This window comes from Stygiolobus caldivivus, assembly GCF_019704315.1.
GTDB classification, from domain to species: Archaea; Thermoproteota; Thermoprotei_A; order Sulfolobales; family Sulfolobaceae; genus Stygiolobus; species Stygiolobus caldivivus.
The window spans coordinates 2,199,215-2,223,569 of record NZ_AP024597.1; the positions used below are offsets into that span (position 1 = coordinate 2,199,215).

The 24,355-nt window shown below is 41.1% G+C and carries 22 protein-coding genes; 10 read left to right on the forward strand and 12 right to left on the reverse strand.

Annotated elements, in window-relative coordinates; genetic code table 11:
• Positions 1 to 2 precede the first annotated feature (2 nt).
• The 4 genes from KN1_RS10905 to KN1_RS10920 are packed head-to-tail and all read left to right on the forward strand — an operon-like array spanning position 3 to position 3,165.
• Entirely contained in the window at positions 3 to 656 is a 654-nt protein-coding gene (locus tag KN1_RS10905; RefSeq protein ID WP_221287595.1) for a TorD/DmsD family molecular chaperone, read from the forward strand.
• Positions 653 to 2,131, forward strand: coding sequence for a 4Fe-4S binding protein (locus tag KN1_RS10910; protein WP_221287596.1), 1,479 nt, complete (start codon positions 653 to 655; stop codon positions 2,129 to 2,131). The genes KN1_RS10905 and KN1_RS10910 overlap by 4 nt, the downstream gene beginning before the upstream one ends.
• A 1-nt stretch (position 2,132) precedes the next feature.
• Positions 2,133 to 2,747: an HAD family hydrolase gene (locus tag KN1_RS10915; protein WP_221287597.1), complete on the forward strand. Its 615-nt coding sequence runs from the start codon at positions 2,133 to 2,135 to the stop codon at positions 2,745 to 2,747.
• 1 nt (position 2,748) lies between these two features.
• The gene (locus KN1_RS10920; RefSeq protein WP_221287598.1) at positions 2,749 to 3,165 is read left to right on the forward strand and encodes a DUF2299 domain-containing protein; all 417 of its coding nucleotides are present in this window, start codon (positions 2,749 to 2,751) and stop codon (positions 3,163 to 3,165) included.
• On the opposite strand, the gene KN1_RS10925 is transcribed toward KN1_RS10920, so the two are convergent.
• The 7 genes from KN1_RS10925 to KN1_RS10955 all read right to left on the reverse strand — a co-directional run bounded on the left by KN1_RS10925 (position 3,127) and on the right by KN1_RS10955 (position 12,651).
• Complete coding sequence (locus KN1_RS10925; protein ID WP_221287599.1) at positions 3,127 to 4,272, reverse strand: MFS transporter; 1,146 nt, start codon at positions 4,270 to 4,272, stop codon at positions 3,127 to 3,129. The genes KN1_RS10920 and KN1_RS10925 overlap by 39 nt on opposite strands.
• Positions 4,273 to 4,310: 38 nt before the next feature.
• A complete protein-coding gene (locus KN1_RS10930) occupies positions 4,311 to 5,033 on the reverse strand; it encodes a creatininase family protein (RefSeq protein ID WP_221287600.1) in 723 nt (240 codons plus the stop codon).
• A 66-nt stretch (positions 5,034 to 5,099) separates the two neighbouring features.
• On the reverse strand, positions 5,100 to 6,239 hold the full coding sequence (locus tag KN1_RS10935; protein ID WP_221287601.1) for a glycosyltransferase family 4 protein: 1,140 nt from the start codon (positions 6,237 to 6,239) through the stop codon (positions 5,100 to 5,102).
• Between the two features lie 834 nt (positions 6,240 to 7,073).
• Positions 7,074 to 8,273: an ABC transporter permease gene (locus KN1_RS10940; protein WP_221287602.1), complete on the reverse strand. Its 1,200-nt coding sequence runs from the start codon at positions 8,271 to 8,273 to the stop codon at positions 7,074 to 7,076.
• 6 nt (positions 8,274 to 8,279) lie between these two features.
• Entirely contained in the window at positions 8,280 to 9,485 is a 1,206-nt protein-coding gene (locus KN1_RS10945) for an ABC transporter permease (protein WP_221287603.1), read from the reverse strand.
• Complete coding sequence (locus KN1_RS10950; RefSeq protein ID WP_221287605.1) at positions 9,472 to 11,958, reverse strand: COG1361 family protein; 2,487 nt, start codon at positions 11,956 to 11,958, stop codon at positions 9,472 to 9,474. The genes KN1_RS10945 and KN1_RS10950 overlap by 14 nt, the downstream gene beginning before the upstream one ends.
• A gap of 6 nt (positions 11,959 to 11,964) precedes the next feature.
• The gene (locus KN1_RS10955; protein ID WP_221287607.1) at positions 11,965 to 12,651 is read right to left on the reverse strand and encodes an ABC transporter ATP-binding protein; all 687 of its coding nucleotides are present in this window, start codon (positions 12,649 to 12,651) and stop codon (positions 11,965 to 11,967) included.
• Between the two features lie 819 nt (positions 12,652 to 13,470).
• On the opposite strand from KN1_RS10955, the gene KN1_RS10960 reads away from it, so the two are divergent.
• From KN1_RS10960 to KN1_RS10975, 4 genes are all read left to right on the forward strand, one after another.
• The gene (locus tag KN1_RS10960) at positions 13,471 to 13,608 is read left to right on the forward strand and encodes a hypothetical protein (protein ID WP_221287608.1); all 138 of its coding nucleotides are present in this window, start codon (positions 13,471 to 13,473) and stop codon (positions 13,606 to 13,608) included.
• A 298-nt stretch (positions 13,609 to 13,906) separates the two neighbouring features.
• Positions 13,907 to 16,183 (forward strand): xanthine dehydrogenase family protein molybdopterin-binding subunit, encoded by a 2,277-nt coding sequence (locus KN1_RS10965; RefSeq protein WP_221287610.1) that lies wholly within the window; start codon positions 13,907 to 13,909, stop codon positions 16,181 to 16,183.
• On the forward strand, positions 16,184 to 17,482 hold the full coding sequence (locus KN1_RS10970) for an FAD binding domain-containing protein (protein WP_225905665.1): 1,299 nt from the start codon (positions 16,184 to 16,186) through the stop codon (positions 17,480 to 17,482).
• Positions 17,466 to 18,215 (forward strand): enoyl-CoA hydratase/isomerase family protein, encoded by a 750-nt coding sequence (locus KN1_RS10975; RefSeq protein WP_225905666.1) that lies wholly within the window; start codon positions 17,466 to 17,468, stop codon positions 18,213 to 18,215. The genes KN1_RS10970 and KN1_RS10975 overlap by 17 nt, the downstream gene beginning before the upstream one ends.
• Before the next feature lie 54 nt (positions 18,216 to 18,269).
• Here the strand turns inward: KN1_RS10975 and KN1_RS10980 are convergent, their stop codons facing one another.
• The 5 genes from KN1_RS10980 to KN1_RS11000 form a co-directional block, all read right to left on the reverse strand.
• Positions 18,270 to 18,587: a hypothetical protein gene (locus KN1_RS10980; protein WP_221287617.1), complete on the reverse strand. Its 318-nt coding sequence runs from the start codon at positions 18,585 to 18,587 to the stop codon at positions 18,270 to 18,272.
• Positions 18,588 to 18,630: 43 nt separating this feature from the next.
• Positions 18,631 to 19,443 (reverse strand): ABC transporter permease, encoded by an 813-nt coding sequence (locus KN1_RS10985; protein ID WP_221287619.1) that lies wholly within the window; start codon positions 19,441 to 19,443, stop codon positions 18,631 to 18,633.
• Positions 19,431 to 20,348, reverse strand: a complete 918-nt coding sequence (locus KN1_RS10990) for an ABC transporter ATP-binding protein (RefSeq protein ID WP_221287621.1) — start codon at positions 20,346 to 20,348, stop codon at positions 19,431 to 19,433. The genes KN1_RS10985 and KN1_RS10990 overlap by 13 nt, the downstream gene beginning before the upstream one ends.
• Positions 20,335 to 20,724: a PadR family transcriptional regulator gene (locus KN1_RS10995; RefSeq protein WP_225905667.1), complete on the reverse strand. Its 390-nt coding sequence runs from the start codon at positions 20,722 to 20,724 to the stop codon at positions 20,335 to 20,337. The genes KN1_RS10990 and KN1_RS10995 overlap by 14 nt, the downstream gene beginning before the upstream one ends.
• 391 nt (positions 20,725 to 21,115) lie before the next feature.
• Positions 21,116 to 22,042, reverse strand: coding sequence for a lactate/malate dehydrogenase family protein (locus KN1_RS11000; protein WP_221287624.1), 927 nt, complete (start codon positions 22,040 to 22,042; stop codon positions 21,116 to 21,118).
• Positions 22,043 to 22,125: 83 nt separating this feature from the next.
• Between KN1_RS11000 and KN1_RS11005 the strand changes: the two genes are divergently transcribed.
• Entirely contained in the window at positions 22,126 to 23,412 is a 1,287-nt protein-coding gene (locus KN1_RS11005; protein ID WP_221287626.1) for an MmgE/PrpD family protein, read from the forward strand.
• The gene (prpB, locus tag KN1_RS11010) at positions 23,387 to 24,229 is read left to right on the forward strand and encodes a methylisocitrate lyase (RefSeq protein WP_221287627.1); all 843 of its coding nucleotides are present in this window, start codon (positions 23,387 to 23,389) and stop codon (positions 24,227 to 24,229) included. Before KN1_RS11005 ends, prpB begins: the two co-directional genes overlap by 26 nt.
• Positions 24,230 to 24,355 lie beyond the last annotated feature (126 nt).

Sequence of the window (24,355 nt, forward strand, 5' to 3'; positions counted from 1 at the left end):
TTATGTCACTCTCTACCTTAGACCAAGCCTCATTACGGTTTTTACTTTATGACCTTTTTTCAACACTTTTCTATTATAACTTTCACGAAGAGGACTATACTAAGATGAGGGAAAAACTAGAGAAAGTGTCCTCTCTAGGGATAGATAAGGATGCCGTTGATGTAGGACGCATAAAGGACGTGGTGCTCAACTCTGCAAAGTCTGAGTTATTGATAGAATATTCTACACTGTTTTTGACCGGTCTCGGAGTGAAACCTTTGACACCGGTTGAAAGTAAGAGGTTCTTCTCGTTAATGGGGGAAAAAGTAGCGAGTTTTAGATATAACGATATACTTAGGTTCTTACGTTCACGAAACGTCAGGTTAAATTATATGCTGGGTGAGTTTCAGCCAGAGCCCGACAACATAGTTACAATTCTAGCTTTCATGAGCGTTCTAATAAAAGAGGAAATTACAATTTTGCAGAAAGGTGGTGATATATATAAAAATAGGGCAGACCAGAGGAACTTCTTTACAACTCACATCTATAGCTGGATACCAGACTGGGCAAATGACGTGATCAATGATAAGAGGGCAAATATATATAGAGTGGTCTGTGAGGAACTGAGGAAGTGGTTGGAGGTCGAAAGGGAGTATTTAATAGGGGAAGGGAATTGAGAATAGGCTTAATCGTAACGAAGACAGCGAGAGAGAAATTAGGTGACCAGCTCTTAGTAGAACTCTATAAGGAGACTAACCTACCTTATATTGCTGAGTTCGGGGACTACTTGATCGAAGATGTGAAAAGTAATGAACTACAAGGGTTGCTAATAGTATCCGAAAAGGACGAACAGGACTTCATATCTAGTGTAGACGAAAAATTAGGGATAAGCCCTTTAGCTGTTGAAGTGCTACCCCTTTCATGGTTCCTGGGGAAAAGCCCTAAATACTCTAAGGTATTGTTAAAAGCTTATATTAAGAAGCTCTCAAAACAAGACTTTGTTTATAGGCTCCAGCCCGTGAAGGCTACTACGGTGACCAGGAGGTCTTTAATAAGGTTCAGGTTATATGAGTACAAATCCTACCCAATCCTCTTTGACGCTTTAACCTTTGAAAGGGAGATTAATATTTTAATTCAGTCTTGTCCTAAAGGCCTCATCGCTAAATCTGTGGAAGGTGTTACCATAACTTCACCCCAGGAATGTTCTGGGTGCGGGTATTGCACAGCAAAGGGATTCCTAGGTTATCTAGAGATGCCTAATTTTACCACTGAGCAGTTCATATCTTTCATAAACGAAATTGTAAAGGAGTATAACTCGGCGGAGAAACCACAAGGCGTAGTCTTTACTTCTGAAAAGAACTTAGACCTAGGGGAGGGGGAAGACCTTTTCCCTCTCTTGATTCCCAGCGTAGCGTCTATTCATGAATCATTCGTATTGGCAACTTATGCATCAGGTTTAATCCCTGTTATCCTTTATGACCCCAAGGATGATATGGTCAGGAAAAGAGTCGAGGAGATCCCTAATGTTTTCCCGGGGACTAACCTGAGTGTTGTCAAGGTTAAAACGGGGGAGAAGATCCCGGCCCTAGAGACTAAACTCCCTAGGTCTCAAATCCCGGAGGGGGTCTCGTTAAACCGCTATAGGAGAAGGTCGCTCTATTTATGGGCGTTAGAAGAGATGGCTAAGAAAGTAAATATCGACGCAGAGGCAGAAATTCCCGGAGTGTATTATGTTGAGGTAGACCCTGAGAAATGCGTTTTATGTGGTGTCTGTGTAAGGGCATGTCAAATGCTTGTCCCTGATATGAAAACACAGAATGACCTTACGTCTCTTGAATACAATATCCCTTATTGTATAGGTTCGCAGAGGTGTGTTAAGAACTGCCCAGAAAACGCTATAAAAGTCGAGAGGATAGCTAAGTTTAAAGAACTCCAGAAAGTTAGAGTTAACCAAGCTAAGGTGACTAAATGTAGATATTGTGGAAAACCTATAGGTACAGTAAAGATAAAGGGAAAAGTAGACACTTTATTAGTCCAATTCGGTTTCCTTGGGGCTGCTCAATACACGGATGTGTGTAATGAGTGCAAACAAAAGGAGCTCACAAAGATGTGGATTGAAAATTATCTGAAAAGCAGAGATAAGGTGTCATAATATGTATGTTATTTTATTTAACGTAATCGATAGTCTGATAAAGCCTGAAGAGAAATTTGCATCAGTAGTGAGAGAAATACAGTGTGTAATAAACGGTTACTCTCTGAGTAGAGTCTACGTAAGTTATTCCTCTATTTTAGATACGGCGTACAAGGAGTGGAGGGATAAATTAATTAAGTCACCTTTATACGAAGACTCTTTGTTTTTAGAGGAACTAAGCTATAGAGCGAGGATATATATCGTCACAAATTTAGACAAAATGTCGGTAAAACAGTTACTGGTCAGGAATAACCTTGATGTATTTGTTCAAGATGTAATATCTTCAGAAGACGTAAAAAGATATAAGCCTTCCAGGGAGTTCTTCGAATATGTTAGTAAAAAAGTTAATTCACCTATCCCTTCTATTATGTTAATTTCTTCAAATCCCTATGATGTGCTAGTAGCTAAGTCTTTAAACATGAAAGCGCACTGGTTGAATAGAAAAGGTGAGGTTTTCATATTCCCTTCTAATTTACAGCCAGATAGTGTTATTAAAAGTATAAAAAGTATAGCGGAGAGTACAGCTCAGCATAAAGTAGACTCGTCAATGGGAGACTCTGCCCTGAGGTGTAGTTAAGGTGGTAGCGGATTCCCAGATATATGACTGGTTTACAGAGTTAGGGATGAAAGTAGAGAAAATAGCTAGCGGTAACTTTTATTTTCATATTACAATAGCACCGCCTATCGGTGAAGGCGTTAAAGTCTCAATTATCAGGACTAACCCTAATTCTACATATTATATAGTTACTACAGTAGTAGACCTTGACTTAAATAAAATAAAAAAGGAACCTTCACTACTTAGGAACATAAAGAGAGAGCTAATGAGGATGAACGTAGAATTCTTCCTGCTCCCACCCGATGCTGAAGTCCCGAAGTCAATACAGATAGCCAAAATAGTTTTCATAGACGGTCTAACCAAGAACGAAATGCTTAACGTAGTGGAGCTAGTTAAAAACTCAGCGTACTTGACTCTGAGCTGGCTTGAAGGTCCTTAACGCTAGAAAGAACAGTATAGCTGACAAAAACCCTAAAGAGCTGAGTAGTCCCCACAAGACGATTGGTGAATAAAGGAAGAAAGTCATTAAGTAGCTTGCTAAGGAAGAGCCAAAGACCCTACCCAATGAGGTAAATATCCCGAATACTCCTATCTGCTTTCCCCTCTGCCTCTTCTCGGTAAAAGACGTCGCCACAGCTTGGACTAAGGGGGAAACAATAATTTCAGCCAAAGTGATAAAAATTATGTCCACCGCAGCCTCAGAGAAGTTGGTAATAAACGCTACTGCAAAATACGACACACCGTATATTATACATCCTAAAGGTAGGAATTTCCTAACATTAGAAAGCATTTTTCCGATATAGTCCTGCAGGACTACAATCATCATCCCGTTTATCATAAAGAGAAAACTCACCTGGACAACAGTAAAATGGGTTACTGTGGTGTAAAAAGTAATTAACCCGAACCCTAATTGGCTCATAAGCATGAAAATCAGTGCTGAAGGTATGAGGAACTTGAGTAATTTTTTAGAGACAGTGAATGAGACTTCAACACCTCCACGGAACTCCGGTAATAGCCTTACAAAGTATATAGGTATTAGGGCAATAAAACCCGCTATGAGCAGTAGCTTATTAAAACCTAAAGTTTGAAAGATATATCCACCGACCAGCGGTCCTATAGCCCACCCGGCATTTATCCCTACTCTTTGCCTACTAAAGGCCCTGATCAGGCTGTCGAGGTCGTCTTCAAAAATGTCACCTACAATAGACGTAGACGCGACAAAATAAATATCGTTAAAGAAAGTTTGGGCTAAGATTAGCGTAGACACGAGAATCGCTGAAGCAATTTGAGAGGCCATCATTATTGAAATAGACGCCATGGTGATAGCTAAATACATGCCTTTTCTTCTACCTAAAGTATCGGTCAAAATACCTCCTACATAATAAGCACCTAACCCTATAACGCCTTGTAAAAGGTAAAATAACGAAACCACGGTAAGGGGAAGTTTATAAACAGTATATAATGCGTACCCTATAAAAGGCCATATTAAAGACCCACCTAAAGCCCTGAAAGCTCCTATGAGGGCTATCTTGTTAATATTGTCCAACCTTTGTCATTTAAAATCAGCCATACACGTTTTTGAGTTTAAGCCCGGTTATTACACTTCTTTAATTCTTCAATTATTTTACTTACTAAAATGGATAACTCATCGACAGCTTTTTCAAGTGACTTCCTACCCTTATCTTCATCGATCTCCACTTTACCACCAATATTAATAATACCGTATTTATTTGCCTCACTAATAGGTATAGTCTTAAACACCCCTTCATTTACTGTGTAGTCGTCTACTGACTCTAGATTTTCTTTTCTAACTAGCTCCTTATTGATAGCATAAATCCTAGAAGTTTCCGCAGACCCTGCGTGCATATCTATTACATTAAAGAGTTCTCTATCTCTTCCTACCATCGAGAAAACATGGACTTTAAAGCATTTATCCCCGTTCATATTAGTCTCTCTCCTCACAAGGTCTAAAACAGATTCATTACCTCCATGTCCGTTTACAATGACCAGAGATGAGACCCCCGCATTTTTAGAGGTAGTTACTATGTCCATAAGGAAATTAAACATGTTTATGTAACCGATTGAAAGGTGGGGGAAACCGTAGTGTTCCTTTGAGCAGCCGTAGTAAAGTGTAGGGTACAAGAGGACTTTATCTCTAAACTTCTCTTCCACCCTTTGAGCTATCCACTCCGCGATTATACCGTCTGTCCCTAGGGGTAAATGGGGTCCGTGTTGCTCTATACTGCCTATTGGCATTAACCCTATCTTTCCCCTTATTTCCTCCCTCGTAGCCTCTATCAACTTCATTTAAATCCCGTCAGAGGTTGTATCCCGTTTTTGTAGTATTTTTCTCTTTCCTCCTTTTTTACGTCCTCATAACCGATTACCTTCCTTGAAGGACTTTACTATGCTGGAGAAAGAATAAACTGTACTATCCCAACTGTATTTCTTAGCACATTCTAAGGCAACATCTCTGTATTCCTTATAACTACTAAGAAATTCTAATGTTGCTTTTAACAAAGATTCTTTATCACCAGTTTTGACTAATTTCACAGCTTTACAATCACCGTAATAATACTTTATCGCCGGGATATCATATGCCACTACTGGTATTCCGTTAGCTAGTGCTTCTGCCACTACTATTCCAAACGAGTCAACATAGGAGGGATAAACCATAATTTTTGAGGATTTCATTATAGAATAAAGATAAGATTTATCCTCAACTTTACCGAAATATTTTATTCCCTCAGTATCGGCTATGTATTTCTCTATGTCGAATCCGTTATCTGCAGGCCCTACAATTGCGAATGAATTGTATCCATATTTCTTCAATTCTTTCATTACGTAAATAGTGTCCGGTGTTCCTTTCATAAACCCCTGCCTGGCAACATTAATAGCATCGAATGAAAATTCTCCTAGAGGTTCTGACTTATTAATTAAATCTAGATCTATACCGGCTGGAGGTTCTAATGGTTTGCATTCGAGCCCAAATTCATTATAAACCTTTTCCATGAGGACTTTTCCGAGGCAGATGTTCATTTTATTTTTCCTTGCTCTCCTATATGAAAAATAGGTATTCAGAAACCATATAGTCCCTTCTATCGGATTAGTTTTTCTAATGAGGTTAAGCCAAAATTTATATAGAGGAAACTTCAGAAATGGTTCTAGGTATAATATATTAATAGTCTTTGATGTCCAGAAGCCTATCACAAAATCATATTCTTTCAAATACTTATTCACCAAGTAGCGTACGTAGACATTGCGGAGTAAATATCTATAACTTTTACCTATTATATTTCTCGTAGAAAAAGGTATTCTGATTATCTTGTGCATTTCGATATTAGAAGCTAGTTGCGGGTATACATCAGTAATACTCCTATCTTTTTTTCCTAATAGTTCTAGTATCCCAAATGATATACCAAAAGCTTTACTCCTCTTTATTATTTCAGTAATAATTGTAGTAGCTCCAGATAAAGTAGGCTCGCCTATGCTTACGTAGAGAATTCTTATCATTCCAGATCACTAAGCTTATAGTGTAATATAAGTTTTACTTTTTTCAAATTTTAACACCTTTAAATCAATAATTATCATTAAATATAGGGTTATAAAACTAAAAATGTTTATTTAGTTAGAACCTACTATAAGTCAGTATATAACATATAATGCGAACTCCCTGAGGCTTTAAAGGTTACATCTCCTAATCTGATATACTAAACAAGCCTTATGTAGTTCGCGTGACTTCAGCAATTCAAACCTCTTTCGAAATTTGTATTTATCTTATTAAAGTGAGGTTTTAAATATTAATTGCAAATTAAGTAATATTAACATAGAGTAGTGTATAAAGCGTACATCAAGGACATTATAGCATATACTATTGTAAAGAATTAACCATACATATTCTATTATTTGTGAATGAATTATATTAATTCCATGAAGAATATTACAATTTGTAATAGACGCTTAAGCAATCTTGTAAAGTGCCCAAAATTTTTATGCTAACTTTTTGCATCATAATATTCATTAGATTTTTAAGTTCCTAGCGATGTAGGTCCTTATTAAACTTTAATTATCATTTTGAAAATGTTTAAATCCTTATGTATAAATATGGGAACTTTATCAAAATAAATTACAACTATGTTAGGAGTTATTTTAAAAAAACAAGTATATTCTTGGCGACATAGCAAGTTGACATAAGAACAATAAACTATGCAAAAGATGATACGTTCGAAAAGATCCAAGATAAGCTATTTCCCGGTTGGTATTGGATGGAAGGTATAAGTTAGGAAGACCTTTCTTCACGTCCTCGAGCAGGAGGTCAGGTCGAATAAGTTTCGATTTTAGCTCCATTCACACCTCGTATCTCAGTGCCTTTGCAGGCTCTATTTTAGACGCCCTATACGCAGGGACAATACCAGCAATAGTGGTAATTATCATTATTGATATGAAGAGCCCGATTCCTTGCCCCAGATAAAACTCCGGCGACGCGTTCAAACCCCTAAAAATCGGTGAACTAAGTATGAGGTCTAGGAACGCAAAAGAACTGAGATAGCCTATCAGTATTCCTATTCCTCCTCCTATTATTCCCATTATTGTAGCCTCTGTTAGGAATGTCAGCATTACCTGCGTCCTCGTGAAGCCTAAGGACATGAGGAGCCCAATCTCCCTAGTCCTCTCCACCACAGCAGTAATCATCGTAGTCAAAACGCTGATGAACGCAACTATAAAAGACGCTGAGCCTACAATAGCTAATAGCAAGTTAAATGCCGATACCTGCTGTTGAATAAAAGTTATCTCGTCTTGGGTAGTAAATACTTGGACATAAGAACCCAAGTACGTATGTATCTGGTTCACTATGTTTTGAACATTACCTAAAGAAGACGCAACAACTATGGCTCCTGAATATTCTGAACCGTAAATCGACCTACCTAATGAGTCTGAAGCTAAGAGCCCTCTGTTTATGTCAATTGTACCTAATGTTATACCGTAATTATTTAACTCGCCGGTCACGAAAAACGTTATGGTCTTCTTACTACCATCGGGCAGTAATATACACGATGTGATCTCTTGGCCCGTGTGATAAGTGGGTTGTCCTAGGTACTGGGGGGTAGCTATATAATAGCCTACGTCGACTTCGTTTAGGGAACTCCCTGCGGGGTACAGCCCGTTTTGTAGCCCCAACCCGGGTAGGGCTACTTCTAACTCCTTCAAATTAGCCGACAGTATAGTCACGGGTTTTGGCCCCTGAGGAGTAAGCATTGTGGCCGCGATGGTATAATAAGGTACGACTACTTTAACGCCGGGTATCTGGGATAACGTTTCCACGACATAAGAAGAAATGTATTTTCCATTAGGGACGACTATAATGTCCTGCGGCGAGATATCTTTTTCGATCAAACCTAATGCTGAGTCAGAGACCCCTTGGACGGAAGCGGTAATTGCCACAATTATTAATGGTCCCACGACTATACCTAAGATTGTTAAGATTGCCCTAGTCCTCCTTTCGAATAAGGCGCCTAACGCAAGCCTAATTAGGTCATAAAGCTTCAAAACCTTTCACACCTCGTATCTCAGTGCTTTCGCAGGCTCTATTTTAGACGCCCTATACGCAGGGACAATACCAGCAATAGTGGTAATCAACACTATTACGAGGAATATACCTATAAGCTGTAATATAGATATTGAAGGTTGGATCTGAAAAGCCGCATTATGTCTTCCACCCGCACTAAAGGCCAAGCTTGTGAGGGCAAAAGAGCCTAGATAACCCAATATAGTCCCTATTCCTCCTCCTATTATTCCCATTATTGTAGCCTCTGTTAGGAATGTCAGCATTACCTGCGTCCTCGTGAAGCCTAAGGACATGAGGAGCCCAATCTCCCTAGTCCTCTCCACCACAGCAGTAAACATTGTAGCTAGGACAGTAAAGAAGGCTACTACAAAAGAAGCCACTCCTGCGACTAACAGTAACGCTTCGAAAGAAGAAAGTTCTTCATTAACTAGGTGTAAGATCTGTGTACTTGCGGTAACTTGTACGTAGTTCCCGAACTCATCCTTTATTTCATTGACCAGAGTAGGCACTTCGGCTTCTGACGACGCTACCACAATAGCCCCCGAGTAGTTTGTACCACAAACGCTCTCTCCGAGAGAAAAAGGCGCGTATAACGCTTGGTTAAAATTAGCACCGCCGAAAGAAGTAAGCTGAGCTAATTGCCCTACTACTAGGAACGTCTTAGCCTCTTTTTGACCGTCAGGATAGAGGATATAGGTTACCATTATGTCTCCAGTGTGGTATGTAGGCTGACCTGAATACTGCGGGTTCGCGATATAGTAACCTACATCTAGTTCGTTATACGATGTCTCTGAGGGGAGGATACCGCTCTGTAACTTCAGACCGGGTATAACTACCTTTATGTAAGATATGTCCATTGAAAATATAACGGTAGGTTCTAACCCCTTAGGGGTAGCTATATAAGCAGGGATCAAATAATAGGGGACTACGGCTTTCACACCGGGGAGGTGCGAAATACTGTTTATCACGTAAGGGTTTAGAGTACCTTGTCCTTTAGGTGATAAATAAATGTTCAAGGGAGAGAAGAAGCTGGTCAAGTCTTGTGTGAGGCCGATATCAAACCCCTGAATGGTCGCGATCAAAGACACTACTATCAGCGGGCCTACCAAGATCCCTAAGATCACTAAGATAGCCCTAGTCTTCCTTTCAAATAATGAAGAAAAAGCGTAGGCGAAAGTGTCAACTGCTCTCATGTCTTCTCACCTTCTTAAGGACTAAGAACAGGATTATAGCGACTACTATTATAATTACAAGGACTAGAGCTATCCCCGAGAACTTGTGGTGTGATGGCTGTGAAGTAGGGACAGAAATCGTTGTTATTGTACCGTGGTAGCTATACGTCATATTTACTGTCTGGTACGTCGGAGTCTGATAAGATATAACGATGCTCACGTTGGGTTCATCAAAAGGTAATGTAATGGAAATGGGTAAAGGTGAGGCAGTAGGTAGCTGTCCAATATAGCTACTGCCTCCCGGGTAATAGACGATCACGTTATTAGCCTGTGTATTTCCTTCATTAAGGAGAGTAGCCTGAAAGATCTCACTATTGTTAACTAAGGTCAGGGAAGGCTGTAGTACCTCTATTGAAATTAGTCCAGTAATCATTATGGAAAAGTTTTCGTTATAAGTGACTAGACCGTCCTGGGTCTGGTATTGTAAACTTACTGATAAAGGTGCAACTGCTGTTGATGATATCGGAGAGAAAGCGTTAACGGTAAAAGTGTAATTTTCATGCGGAGGCAGTATCTGTAGGTTAAATTGTGTCTGAGATAAAGACAAGACTTGCGGGTTTGAATATATCTTCAAGTTCAGGTCGGTAAGAGTACTATTACCATTATTTGAGACCACTATTTTTACCTGCTGAGAGACTTGGTAATATAGTGTTGATGGGCTAACCGTAACTGCGACGCCATTTTCTGCTTGAGTCACTATAAGCGGTATTGTAAATGTCTGTGTGTTCTGTATGCCAGAGTAATAATACTCGACACTTACCTCTACCGGATATACGCCGGTAGCTAAGTAGGACGGCACGTATATACTAAAGGCTAAAGGTGAAGTAGAAGACGGTTCCAGTTCGTATATCGTATTATTACTTGAGCCGACGAGTTGGACTCCACTAAACACGGCACTTACATGGATATCGTATAGGGACTGGTTTGAGAGGTCTTTTAGGTAAAGGACTACCTGAGTCTGTTGCCCTTGGACTACAGTATTAGGATACAGTTTCACGCTTAGTAAGGGCTGGCTATAAATTGGCGTGATTATACTGCTTATAGAGCTATATCTACCATACTCCGTGAAATAGTTTATCATAAACGTTAGGTGGTATATGGGTTCAGCGTCCTTAGGAATTATAAACTCAACTTCTACCTGAGAAGACCCAAAGGGAGGTATTTCGGGTAAAGTATAATAGGGCTGAGATAAGGGTAGGGAGGTAGTGGATATATTCAGGGAATAGACTGGGTAAGGTAGAGGGTTGAAGACAGTGAGCTCACCTTGTGCACTACTCCCGGGGTAAGGAGGGGTCAACCAGTTTATGGACACTACTTCCGGTCCACTTTCGTTAAGGTCAATCTCTACGTATTCGGGGACTGAAAAAGTATACTCGACGCCCCCATATGTATATGACCCAGATATCGTCACGGGATATACCCCGGGCGTTGTACCGTACGGTGCATATAAGTTAACTTGTATTGGGAGTACCCCTTCAAAAGAGATGGGAGTAGTTATATTATAGCTCGAAATAATTATGTTTTGGGACTCTACATTAAAGGACGTGAGTTGAACACCGCTAGAGTTAAGGTACACCGTTAAGCTCGTTATCTTACCCGGGTATAGGAGTATTGGGTCTGTCTTTACAGTAAGCGGTTGCTTGGGGTATATGAAAATGCTACCGTTATTAAACGTCTTCGAGTGGACACCTCCTAACTGGTCCGTGAACGTTATTGTATAGTTTACCTTATAATACCCCGGAGAGACTGATGACGACACGTTGACCATCTGTGTACTGGAAACTACGGAGAAAGGTTGTACTGCGGGTATGGTGAAGTTTACGACTTGGTTACCGGATAAGCTGTAAACACCCTTAGGCAAGTCTACGGAGACCATTACGTTACTGTCTATTTTACTGCTCGGGTTTTCCACTATCACGGTTAACGGGGATAGGCCCTCACCCGGAGACACGAAATTGCCGTTTCCCCACTCAAAGGTCACCTTTGGGTAAACTACGGGTGATATGTAAATGGGGATCTCTTGGCTTGACTCGACCACACCACCATCATATGTGTAATTTACACCTAAGAAGACCTTGTAAAGGCCCGGTGAAACGTTTTGCGGGATCGTAAGGTAAAATACTATAATGGACTGTGTGGAATTGGCTGATAGAATATAACCCGGTATTGCTACGAACTGCTGACCAAAAGGCTGATACTCCATAGATTCTATTGAAGCACCTATAGCAAAAGCCCTAACTACCACGAATAGAGGTATATTAATATCACCCGGTGTAGCGTTTTGTGGCTGTACCAAGGAACCCCATTCAATTGCAGTAACAGGAGGTGCGGGGCCTCTGGCTATTATGACTACGTTAGAAGAAGCGACGAATGCTGAAATCGAACTTAAGACTAAGGCTACTATTAACATACTGTAAAGGAACTCTCTCTTCACCCTTCATCACCCCTCTATCCTCTCTATCGTACCGTCCCTTACGTGGACCTTCCTTTCAGCATAAGACGCAATATCAGGTTCATGAGTTACAAGGATTATGGTAGTCCCGAACTCTTTATTGGCTTTTATAAAGGTCTCCATGACTACCTTACTCGATACGGTATCGAGGTTTGCCGTAGGCTCGTCAGCTAAAAGGAGTTTAGGGTTCTGTGCTAAGGCCCTCGCAATTGCTATCCTCTGCTGCTGGCCTCCTGACATTTCGTTAGGTTTTTTATTAGCTAAATGTTCTAGCCCCAACCTGGCCAATACGTCTAACGCTACTTTCCTCCTCTCGGATTTAGGCACTCCTCGCGCGATCAAAGGTAGCTCTATATTCTCTATCGCAGTCATCCTTTCAATTAAGTTATAACTCTGGAACACAAACCCTATGTACTGGTTCCTTATCTTAGCTATTTCCTTATCCTTCATCTTAGTGACGTTCTTACCGTAAATTATAACGTCTCCCTCAGTGGGCTTACTGAGGGTACCGATAATTGTTAGGAGGGTCGTCTTCCCTGAGCCTGAAGGGCCTTGAATAGCTACAGTTTCTCCTTCGTTAATTTGCAAATCAATGCCCTTCAACGCCACTACGGGCACTTTTCCTTGGTATACTTTTTTTACGTTGTGTAACTCTACTACCGGTATACTAGGCATATCTCAATTATATCGTTTAAACTTAAATAGCCGATCGCTAGTTCAAAAAGTCAAACCAAGAATTTACTGATTAGCTGTTCTTTAATATAGTGGAATATTGACATTTTTTCTGTTTCTTACGTATAGATATATTTATTTCTGTTTAGAGTCGAAAAACGGGGATAGGTGACCGAACTCAGTATTAAAGCTAATCTACTCGCCCACCAATTTTATGGTGTAGAGAAGTTAGCTAAGCCTTTCAATGACTGTTTGTGGATCTAGACCTATGAGGTAAGCTTAGTAGACATTATACTTGATATAACATTTTGCGTAAAAGCCCTTGTGTCTAATATTTATTTACTAAATTCGTGCGTGTATCACACACTCTTACATAAATAATCTAAAATTTTAGTCATATTGCGTAAAACTAAGTATCAATATTAATAGGGCGATCCATGTTTACTTTGCGATTTCCATTTGTCTAAATAGGCTAAGATTATCACATTAAATATACACTAAAAAACAACAATATTAATACGTGGATCGTGTAGAGCATAAAGCGACGTGTCTATAAGCGGTTATAATTTAGTTTAATGTATAACACCTTACGTATAATGTATTATTTGTACACGGATTATACTAATTTAAGAGAGAAAATTACGATTCGTGAAGAGCCATTGGTCGTCCTATTAAAGTAAACATTCAGGGTCCTTAACTGTTACGATTTTTCATTAAATCTTGTCCTATTAAGCCCTTTTACCTAACCTTTGGAGTTGACCTATCCTCATATAATAGGTGGCAAAACAATTATTAATAAATGTCAATTAGTTATTCCTAATTATGAGCGAAGAAAAGGAAAGGCATCAGGAGGACAAAGTCGACAAATGGGATTTAATACTATTATTAGTAGAGATCCTTTTACTATTCGGTATCGTGGCTTCGCTCGTTGACATATTGCCAGTTTTAGCACACACATAGCTTACTATAAATCACGGGCATTTACTCGATTTAAAACAAAAATTTAGTTACATTTAGTTATATGGATCTTCTCATAATAATTATAAATAACTTAATTAACTACCTAATGAAGATAGGTTATTTCAATTCACAATAAAAACGTAAGCCGCCCAGCTAAGCTCTACAGCAACTTTACGCTAATAGCTACAGCGTAGTCAGTTTTGTACCCATTACCATTAGTGCAATTCGGTGTACAAATAACTTGGTTAAATACCTTTGAATAATTTTGTTTATTAAGTTTCAATACAATGTATATTTTATGTATATTGAAGGAGAGAGAGCGGTTAAAGGGGAAGGTATGTACATATCCGACCTGCCCGACCTACCCGGTACACTAAATATGGCTATTTTTAGGAGCCCAATAGCCCACGGGATAATTAGAAAAATAGACGTGAAAGACGTCATTGACCACGGTGGTATAGCCCTTACGCCGGAAGAACTCTCAAAGGTTATCATAAACCCGTTCCCTGTCACCGTTGATAAGAAGGTCGCATATTACCCTTTCGCTAGGGGTAAGGTCAGGTTTGTGGGGGAACCCATAGTCCTTGTATTAGCTAAAGACTACTATAAGGCTATAGACTTATTAGACTACGTACAAGTGGAACTTGAAGAATTAAAGCCCGTCGTTTCAATTGAAGACGCACTTAAAGGTGAACCTTTGGTCCATGAGGAAATAGGTACCAACGTCGTTATGGACAAGCACTTTTCCTTCGGTGACCCTAACATCTTTTCAAAAGCTGAGGTAGTTATCTCCCACCCGTTTAAGTTTAGCAGGCACTCCTCCATGCCTTTAGAACCTTACGGAGTCCTGGCCTACTTTAGAGACGAGCTCACTGTATGGTCCAATATACAAGGGCCTATGCTCCAAGCGTACTTCATAACTAAAGCCTTGAACATCCCGGTAACTAAACTCAAGCTAAAATCACCTAGGGATATAGGCGGTAGTTTCGGAATCAAGTACGAGGTATACCCTTATATCACGTTGGCAGCCGCTGCGTCTAAGCTACTAAACGTACCGGTAAGGTGGAATGAAAGTAAGACGGAGCACTTCATAGCGAGTTCAGCTGGGGCTGAAAGAAAGGGCGAAGTAGAAATAGCCGCGAATAGAGACGGGAAGATCCTCGGGATAAGGTATAACTTTATTGAAGACGTAGGGGCTTATGTGAGGCCTCCAGAGCCTGGAGCCCTATTCAGAGTACAAGGGTGCCTAAACGGCGCTTATGATATAAAGAACATTTCAGGTTGGTACAGGGTAGTCGTAACTAACAAATCACCTACTGGACTAAACAGAGGATATGGTGCACCTTCCTTCTTCTTCGCCCTTGAGACTGCTGTAGACCACCTCGCCGATGAGCTGGGTATTGACCCGTTCGAACTACGGTTAAAGAACTTAATAACAAGGTTCGACAACGTAATTGACGGTGTAGAGTTCTATGAGACACCAGGCGGCGGCCTCTATCCCAAGCAGGACTACGTGAAGGTGGTGATGTCGATCAAAGAAGAATACGAAAAGTGGAAAAATAGGGGAGATGCAGGAGTAGGCTTGGCCGTGTTTGTTGAACCTTCAGTGACAAACCTCGCCTACGTGGACTTAGCCTTAGATAATAGGAAGAACCCGCATTCAGCATCCGCTGATTACATAACTTTGAGTTTTAACCCGGACGGTACACTGTCTGTTTTCATTAACGGTACAAATGAAGGCTTAGGACATGAAACTACTATTGTAGACATAGTATGCAGGGAACTCGGGCTCAGACCCGAAGAAGTAAATGTAACCAACCAAGTAGACACTGACCAGCCTTGGAACCTCGCCAGTGGGAGCTACTCCAGTAGGTTCGCACCAGTAGTAGTCAGTGCATTGATGAGGGCAATTGAAGACTTGAAGGAGAAACTGACGACCCTAGCAAAGAAGTACCTAGAGTCGGAAGACGTAGTCTTAAAAGGAGGGAAGTTCGTAGACCCGAAAGACCCCCGGAAGTCAGTTGACATCAGGAGGTTAGTTTCGGCATACCACTGGAACCCCTCAGCCTTTAACGTTAATTTTCCCTTAGCATCGACAGGGTACTATTACTCCCCTCTTCTAAGGCCGGTAGAAGGGAATAGGATAAACTCAGCCCTAGGTTACGGGATTAACGCCCATTTAGCTGTAGTTAAAATGTCTGAAGGACAAATTAAGGTAATCAAATACGTAGTAGCACATGACATAGGGAAAATACTTGAAAAGGACATCCTAGAAGGGATCATGACCGGGAGTATCGTACACGGGATTAACATGGCGTTATACGAGGAACTCAAATATGACGAAAGGGGAAACCCTATAGTTACCACTCTAGATTCTTATGAGTCGTTAACGCTAGGCGACCTAGTAGGGACTGAAATAGAGTTTATACACTTTGAGACCCCTTCTCCCTATATCCCTTCAGGTGCGTACGGAGGGGGAGAAGGCCCCATAATGGGTGCTCCGGCAGCTATAGCTAACGCGGTGTCCAGGTTAGTAAAGAAGAGGATAAGTGAGACCCCGATCAGGGTGATTTAAGTGTTTGCCTTAGGTATACCGAGGCCTTTTAAATATGTTAGGGTGAAGACGTTAGAAGAAGCCTTAGACGCGTTGGAAGAAGGGAGACCGCTCGCGGGGGGCCAGAGCCTCCTGCCTATGTTGAGGCTTAGGATACCCTTTGAAAGCTTGGTGGACATAAACGAGCTAGACCTAGACTTTATCAGGAGGGAAGGTAACACTTATACTATTGGAGCGTTAACCAGACATAACGAAATAGCATCTAATGTCCCCCTATTAAGGGGAGTCGCGATAACCATAGCAGACCTGCAAGTTAGAAATAGGGGGACTATAGGGGGTTCCCTAGCTAATGCAGACCCCTCAGCGAATTATTACCCTGCACTAATAGTCCTAGGGGCTGAAGTCAAGGCTGTAAGCAAGAAAGGCAGTAGGAGGATAAAGGTAAAGGAACTATATGATAACCCCTACACTACTACCCTAAGGGAAGGTGAACTAATAACTGAAGTATCAGTAAAAGAGCCTAGAGATGCTAAACTTTACTTTAAAGTTATAAAGAAAGGGGGTTCGGCTTATCCCATCGCAGTACTAGCCTTATTAAAGGAAAGTAACGGAAAGTTACACGCTTCTATTGGAGGCGTTTTCCCTAAACCCATATTGCTCGAAGGTGAAAGTAAAGAAGAACTGGTAAAAAGCATAGAGGGATATAACGAGAAACCTTTATCAGACCACCACATGACCGGTGAAGGGAGGATAAAGCTCGTAAAAGACCTTATTAATACTTTTGACGAGGACTACCGAGAAATACACCTAATAGAAGGGAGGAAGATTAACTGGAAGACCGGTATAGGGGTAATGGCGACTGGCGAGATAAAAATAAGGGTCAAAGTAAACGGTAAACTCATAGAAGATACAGTAGAACCGAGGACGTTGTTACTTGACTTCTTAAGGAGAAACGGGTTTGTCGAAGTAAAGAGGGGGTGCGATGAAGGAAAATGCGGTGCTTGTACCGTGATACTTAACGGTGTCTCGGTGAAGTCGTGTTTAGTCTTAGCGATACAAGCTGTGGGTCTTGATATTAAGACTATAAGGGGGTTGGATGCCAGCCACCTCACAAGGTCTTTTGTCAGGAACTATGCGTCTCAGTGTGGTTATTGCACCCACGGTTTCCTCATGGTAAGTTATGATTACCTTAAAAATGTAGACCCTGAGGCGTCTGACGAGACCCTGAGGTACTCTGTGAAGAACATATGTAGGTGTACTGGGTATATTAACATAATAAGGGCTATAAAGGAGGCTGGTAAGGATGAAATATCAGGTTAAAGACGGGGTAGCTTGGGTCATATTAGACAGAGTGGAAAGGCTGAACGCCTTTGACGAAAAGAGCTGGGAGGAACTGGGAGAAAAAATGAGGAGGGCGAACGGCGATAATAACGTTAAAGTAGTGGTGCTCACCGGAGAAGGGAGGGCATTTTCAGCAGGAGATGACATATATGCTATGCTGGAGTTAAATAGTGTCGAGGATGCGAAACGTTTTTTTAACACTCTTTTCTCCGCTGTAGAGTCTATGATGGAACTGGAAAAGCCACTCATCTGTGCGGTAAACGGACTGGCGTATGGAGGAGGATGTGAGATACTCCTCTTTTGTGACATAGTTATAGCTAATAAAGACTCGAAATTTTCCATACCTGAGGCTAAGCTGGGGTTGATCCCCCCTATGGCTATCAGCGTAGGCCACAGACTGTGGGGCAGGGCTGTAACAAGGCTTGCGATTACTTCTGATGAAATTACCGCTGAAGAAGCTAAGCAAATAGGGATCGTAGACTACATAGTAGATGACGTAGTCAGGAAAGCTGAAGAAACCTCTAAAAAGATAATCGCCTCTGTAGACCTAGACTCAATACGGGCCATAAAGAGGTGGAGTAAGGCTGATAAAGAAAAAGTACGCAGGGCTATTATGGAGTTAGCCTTGTTAAGTCTCACTAGTTCAGCTAAAAGGAGGATGAATGATTTTAAAGAAAGTCACGATAAATCAAAAGAAAGGAAATTAAAGTAAAGATAAAAGCAGAGGCGTGTAAGCAAATAAATAAATAAAAAAGTAAAAAACCAACTAGTAGGAGTAAAACCCGTCCTTAACTTTTCTTTCCATCTCTCCTAATAACTTAGAGTTTATCCACATCCTGCCAAACCCCCCTATATTCTCCTCCTCTACAATCACTATTACGTTATTGGGGTCTCCCTTGATCCTCACAATAATTTCTTCTTCTTTATGATGTATATGCCCAGCCCTTTTAGTCCCCCTGATTAAATAGTCGTTGGGGCCGTTCTGGGTCAGAGTAGTCTGCCAACCGTCGGTTTTCAGGGAGTTCTCTATGTCTTGCGCAAACGCCTGCACGTTTATGTTGTTGTTTTCAAATACTTTCTGCATTAATGGATAAAATTCTTGACAATTATTAAAAATTAACTTTGTTTCAATATTCGCTTAATGTCCCTTTTTTCCTAGCCCTCTGGAACGAATACGAATAAAATGCTATCCCTAAAGGTAGTAGAATTACGGTAAATAGTAGGAGAGCTAGAACATATTCAGATAACTGGAATACCGTATATCCCTCAAGTATCGCATACCTCAAACCGTTAAGTGCCCAGGTCAAAGGTATCGCATAACTTACAAACCTAATAAACGAAGGGAGTACCGACACTGGGAACACGACTCCAGTAGTCAATGTGGTGAAAGTGGCAAAGAAGAATGATATGGGGTTCCCCTGTTTTACGATCATTGTGAACCCGGCTGAGATCATACCTAGCCCTAATGATGAAGTAAGGAGTAATAAGATAAGTACGACAGCGGAGAGGAAATTTATATCGTATTTAACGCCCAACGCATAACCAATAGCAAGGATCACTACAGCGTTAACAGTGTTGATGGTAAAGCCCCATAACGCGGAGTAAACAAGGAAGGATATTACACCGCCCGAAGATAGGACATAGTATTCAATAGTCCCGTATAGCTGTTCATTCCTCAGCCTCCCGCTTAGAGTAGTTATTACTGAAGATATGTAACCTTGAAACGCTAGGCCTACTACAATAAATGAGATATAAGACTCTCCTCTGAACCCGATAGATCTCACTATATTTCCTCCTAATGACGTCCCCACAAAGTAATAAGTAAATACCGGCAACACCCAAGATAAGACATTTAGTACCAGTTGAGTCCTATAACTAGCCCATATTTTAAAACCCCTTAAATATATGTAAGCGTATAACTTGTCTATTATCCCTCCCATCTCCTAAACCCTCCCCTCCTCCTGTTCCTCGTACTGTCTATCTCCTCATCTGTAAAATATACGAAAGCGTCTTCTAATGTGGGCTCTTCAACCCCTATCACGTCCCCCCATATTTTTACGTCCTTATCAGGTATCCTCAATAAGACCCTCCCGTGGAGGAAACCGCTCACATACTTCTCGTAACCTTTCGGTACGGTATCTGTTAGTACGACCTTTATTTTACCTATATTCGAGACTATCTCCTCTCTAGTCCCTTGAGCTACTATTTTTCCTCTTTTTAGCAAAACTATCTTATCAGCTAGGTCCTCTACCTCCTTCATGTTATGAGAGGTCATCAGGATAGTCTTACCCTCTTTAGACAAGCTCTTGACCAAGCTCCTGAAGTCTCTAGAGCTTACCGGATCCATGCCTAATGTAGGCTCGTCTAAGAGGATTACCGGTGGGTCTAATAGTAAAGCCCTAGCAAGCGCTAGCTTTCTCTGCATCCCGGTACTATACTTCATATATTGGACGTCTGAAAAGCTTGAAAGGCCTACCAGTTCAAGGAGCTCTTTAGCTCGCCTTTTAGCCTCGGATATGGAAAGCCCCTGAATAATGCCAAAGAAAACTAAGTTATCAAAACCTGAAAGCCTAAAATAAAACGCCCTTTCGCTAACCATCATTACACCCAAGTTTTTCCTCACCTTTTTCTCTTCCCTAATACTGACACCGTTTATCCTAGCGTCACCTTTATCTGGGATAATCAGTGTAGAGAGGATTTTTATCAGTGTAGTCTTTCCTGCACCGTTATGCCCTACTAGTGCTCCCACCCCAGAACTGGGGATATTAAAACTCACGTCGTCTAAGGCTTTGATCTCCCCGGATTTAATGCGAAAGGTTTTCGAGATGTGCTCAACTTCTATCAAGGGACGACATCACCTCCTGAAGCACTTTTTTAAGTTTATCTTTCAGTTCCTGGTCAAGTTCGTCTTTATTTTCCATAATAAACCTTAGATCTGAGACGACCTCTTCTATTATCGTCTCCAGTTGGTGTTTTGGGCTTAGAAATTCTCTCCCTAATTCAGTAATTTCATAGAACTTTTGAGCCCCATCGACCTTGCTTATAACTACATAACCCTCCTCCAGTAATTTATCGAGAGTTGGATAGATCGCCCCTGGTGAAGGCTTCCAAAAACCTTGAGTTACTCTCTCGATCTCTCTCATTATTTGAGCCCCGGTCATAGCACCTTTACTACTCAGGATCGACAGTATAATATGGCGTAATCTTCTCCTTCGTCTCATAGATATCATTATTGATATCGAAATATATAAAGAATAAGCTCAAAAATTACAATTCAAGTTTATTTTTACAAATACCGTCATCGTTTCCCATATACGTTTACCGTTTGCCCGTTAGAGGGCCCTTTAAAGGAAAGCGGTGAATAGTATCATCGCTAACCCGTATTCGGATGGATTGTTATGAAATTTTACACGCTTAACTAGTTTATACACACGCATAATAACTAAAAGAAAATATGAGCACTTACTAAAAATATATGCAATACGCGTATCGAGTTAAGGCGATGGAAGAAAGAGTTAGATAGACACCATGACATTTAATCGTTTATGAAGACAAATATTATGTTAGAGACGAAAAAGTTTCTTTTAACTAATTCCTTGGGCAAAAAAGCGATTATTTTGCGCTTATGCTCTCTTCAAGCTGTTTTAAGTTCTCTTTGTACACACTGTAGAAGTCCTTAATAGAGGCCATCAGGTGCCACCTGTCTTTTTCGTCTAATAGAGGCTCTAAGGAAGGCCCAATGGTCTTTCCTACTACTACTGGTTCGCTTACATGAATGACCTCGTCCTCATACTTGTGGGGGAACGCTATACTCATCACCTTGTTCTCGTTTAACGCTATTGCCCTTACAATCTCTTCAATAATGGTTCCCGGCCCCCATGTAGTCCCACCCATGACTCTTATTATTTCGCCCGGTATTTTCTTTACGTAATCTTCGACCTCACTCTTACTGACTCCCATCTCTTCTGTAAAGGGCTTTCCTTTTACCGTAACCGTGCTCCACAATACTACGGCGTCCTCTCCGTGTTCTCCCCCCACATACCCGTTAATATCGTATACGGGGACTTTCAGTTTTTTAGCTAAGTAAGACCTCATCCTCATTGTCTCTACCTGATCCCCGGTACTTATTGTGTACTCCCCCGAATATTTCATAAATACCGAGGCCATCATATCTACTGGGTTAGCTACCATAATGTAAATAGCACCTCTGTTCTTCTTTGCTATTTTATCTGCTAAATCTATCATTATCTTAGCGTTATCTACAAACAAGTCCCTCCTGCTCATCCCAGGCTTCCTTGGCTTACCCGCTGTAATTACCACTATATCAGACCCAGACACATCGTCAATATTGTTAGTACCAAGAACCTCGGTCTTAAGTTTTCTAGATGCTAAAGCATGTCTAAGCTCATGTTCAAACTTTTCTGGGAGTTCAGGGATTATATCATAAATTATTGCCTCATCAACATAACCGCCCATGATTACGTTAAACGCTATTGTTTGACCTATCTTACCTGCTCCAATAAATGCGACTTTTGTCATGGTTTATCACAAGAGAAGCTTCTCATCTATCTTATTTAAATTTACCTCACTAAATTTATTATCATTAATTAAACTAATAAGTTATGGATCTTTCAGATATATTAGCAGAGTATGTGACTTCAGTCCAGGACATTAATGACAGAGCGTATAAGGAAGCCAAGAGGAGAGTACTAGACTCGATAGCAGTGGCTATGGCGTCTAAAAATTCTCCTCCTGCTAAAATCGTGGAAGGGCTTTCCTCCGTATTTCAAGGAGGAGCCCCTACATTGGGTTTCTTTAACGCTACACCTGACTTTGCATCTTTTTATAATACACTCCTAATAAGGTACTTAGACTTTAATGATACATATCTGGGCTTGGAGCCCCTTCACCCAAGCGATATGATAGGCGGGCTATTATCGGTCTCCACCGAAGTGAAGGGCAGTGATATAATAAGGGCTATAGTAGTGGGATACGATGTTGGAGTAAACCTCTGTGATACGACATCCCTAAGGAAGAAGGGGTTCGACCACGTAAATTTCCTTGAGGTAGCTACAGCATCAGCCCTCTCTAACTTACTTTCACTAGATAGGGCTAAGGCTAAGAACGCTATATCGCTTTCAATTATCCCTCACGTAGCATTAAGGGAGACGAGGAGCGGTAAACTGTCTATGTGGAAAGCAGGTGCAGCTGCAGAAGCCGTTAGGAATGCCGTCTTCGCGACACTCCTCGCCAGAGCGGGGCTCACTGGACCAGAACTCCCCTTCTCTGGAATTTTCGGTTTCTCTACGGTAATTGCCAAGGACATGGACGTAGAAAAAATTAAACTAGACGGGAATGGGATATTAAGGACTTTCATAAAAAAATACCCCGTAGAATACCATGCCCAAGCTGCTGTCGAGACGTCTTTATCTCTGGACTACAGAGGTGAAATAAGGAAAGTCTTGGTGGAGACTTATGAGGCCGGAAAGACGATCCTCGCTGACAGCCGTGATAAATGGAGGCCTCAAAATAAGGAGACAGCCGATCACAGTTTACCTTTTATAGTTAGTGTTAGTCTCTTGAGGAAAGACTTCTGGTTGGACTCCTACTCTTTGATAGGCAACTCTGAAGTAGAGTCACTGATGGACAAGGTCGAAGTAGTAGAGAGGGAAGATTATACTAAAGTCTACCCCAATGAGCTACCTACAAAGGTCACGGTAATCACTGATCAGGGCGAGTTTAGCAAAGAAGTCAGGGTGCCAAGAGGGCACTACAATAACCCTATGAGTGATGAGGAGTTAGAAGAGAAAGCAATGAGGTTGGGTCTGACTAAAAGGCAGATAAGTATAATTAACAACTTCGACGATATGAAGGTGGGGGAATTTGTCAGAAGTCTTAAGGAAGTCTGATTTCCTAGTTATACCGGGCGTGTTTAACCCTTTTACCGCGTTATTGGCTGAGAAGGTAGGCTTTAAAGCCGTATACCTATCCGGTGGGGCCCTCACGTCCTCTTTAGGGCTACCAGATTTGGGTATGATAACCTTAGATGAATTAGCTTGGATGGTCAGGAGGATAAGGGAAGTAACGGACTTACCAATAATAGTAGATGCTGATACGGGCTTTGGAGAGGCGATTAACGTGTATAGGACTGTTAGAGTGCTTGAAAAAGCAGGTGCTAATGCGATCCAAATAGAAGACCAGGTATTACCTAAAAAATGTGGGCATCTGGAGGGAAAAGAAGTGATAACACCGAGGGACATGGTTTTAAAGATCAAGGCCGCCCTTAAGGCTAGGAGGGACATGCTAATAATAGCGAGGACTGATTCTAAGGCTATAAACGGCTTAGACGACGCGATAAACAGGGCCAAGCTCTACTTAGAAGCCGGTGCTGATGTAATTTTCCCAGAGGCACTGGAAAGCAAAGAGGAATTTGCTAAGTTCTCAAAAGAAGTCAGGGCCCCTTTGTTAGCTAATATGACGGAGTTTGGAAAGACGCCTTTTATAACGGCCGAAGAATTCAGGGATTTAGGTTACAAGTATGTCATCTTCCCAGTAACTATCTTCCGCGTAGCTGCCAAGGCTATGAAGGAAGCCCTTGAAGTCCTCCTTAAAGAGGGTACGCAGAAAAACTTACTGGACAAAATGATGACACGAAAAGAGCAGTACGAAGTCATCAATTATTACTTCTATGAGAACCTCGATAAAACACTTTCAAACGACAGTTAAAGCATTTTGCAATGTCACTTCTAACCTCTTTTTTCGTCATACCATAAAAGATCTTAAACTTGCCTAGGAAATTCGCTAGAAATCCTATAATGACCTTGCCCCTTATCATTTTACAATGAACTCATT

Bases quoted from the DNA above. Each gene is read 5' to 3' on its own strand.
- KN1_RS10905 (WP_221287595.1), top strand. From the start codon at position 3: ATGTCACTCTCTACCTTAGACCAAGCCTCATTACGGTTTTTACTTTAT.
- KN1_RS10915 (WP_221287597.1), top strand. From the start codon at position 2,133: ATGTATGTTATTTTATTTAACGTAATCGATAGTCTGATAAAGCCTGAA.
- KN1_RS10930 (WP_221287600.1), bottom strand. From the start codon at position 5,033: ATGAAGTTGATAGAGGCTACGAGGGAGGAAATAAGGGGAAAGATAGGG.
- KN1_RS10935 (WP_221287601.1), bottom strand. From the start codon at position 6,239: ATGATAAGAATTCTCTACGTAAGCATAGGCGAGCCTACTTTATCTGGA.
- KN1_RS10945 (WP_221287603.1), bottom strand. From the start codon at position 9,485: ATGAGAGCAGTTGACACTTTCGCCTACGCTTTTTCTTCATTATTTGAA.
- KN1_RS10955 (WP_221287607.1), bottom strand. From the start codon at position 12,651: ATGCCTAGTATACCGGTAGTAGAGTTACACAACGTAAAAAAAGTATAC.
- KN1_RS10960 (WP_221287608.1), top strand. From the start codon at position 13,471: ATGAGCGAAGAAAAGGAAAGGCATCAGGAGGACAAAGTCGACAAATGG.
- KN1_RS10965 (WP_221287610.1), top strand. From the start codon at position 13,907: ATGTATATTGAAGGAGAGAGAGCGGTTAAAGGGGAAGGTATGTACATA.
- KN1_RS10975 (WP_225905666.1), top strand. From the start codon at position 17,466: ATGAAATATCAGGTTAAAGACGGGGTAGCTTGGGTCATATTAGACAGA.
- KN1_RS10980 (WP_221287617.1), bottom strand. From the start codon at position 18,587: ATGCAGAAAGTATTTGAAAACAACAACATAAACGTGCAGGCGTTTGCG.
- KN1_RS10985 (WP_221287619.1), bottom strand. From the start codon at position 19,443: ATGGGAGGGATAATAGACAAGTTATACGCTTACATATATTTAAGGGGT.
- KN1_RS10995 (WP_225905667.1), bottom strand. From the start codon at position 20,724: ATGAGACGAAGGAGAAGATTACGCCATATTATACTGTCGATCCTGAGT.
- KN1_RS11000 (WP_221287624.1), bottom strand. From the start codon at position 22,042: ATGACAAAAGTCGCATTTATTGGAGCAGGTAAGATAGGTCAAACAATA.
- KN1_RS11005 (WP_221287626.1), top strand. From the start codon at position 22,126: ATGGATCTTTCAGATATATTAGCAGAGTATGTGACTTCAGTCCAGGAC.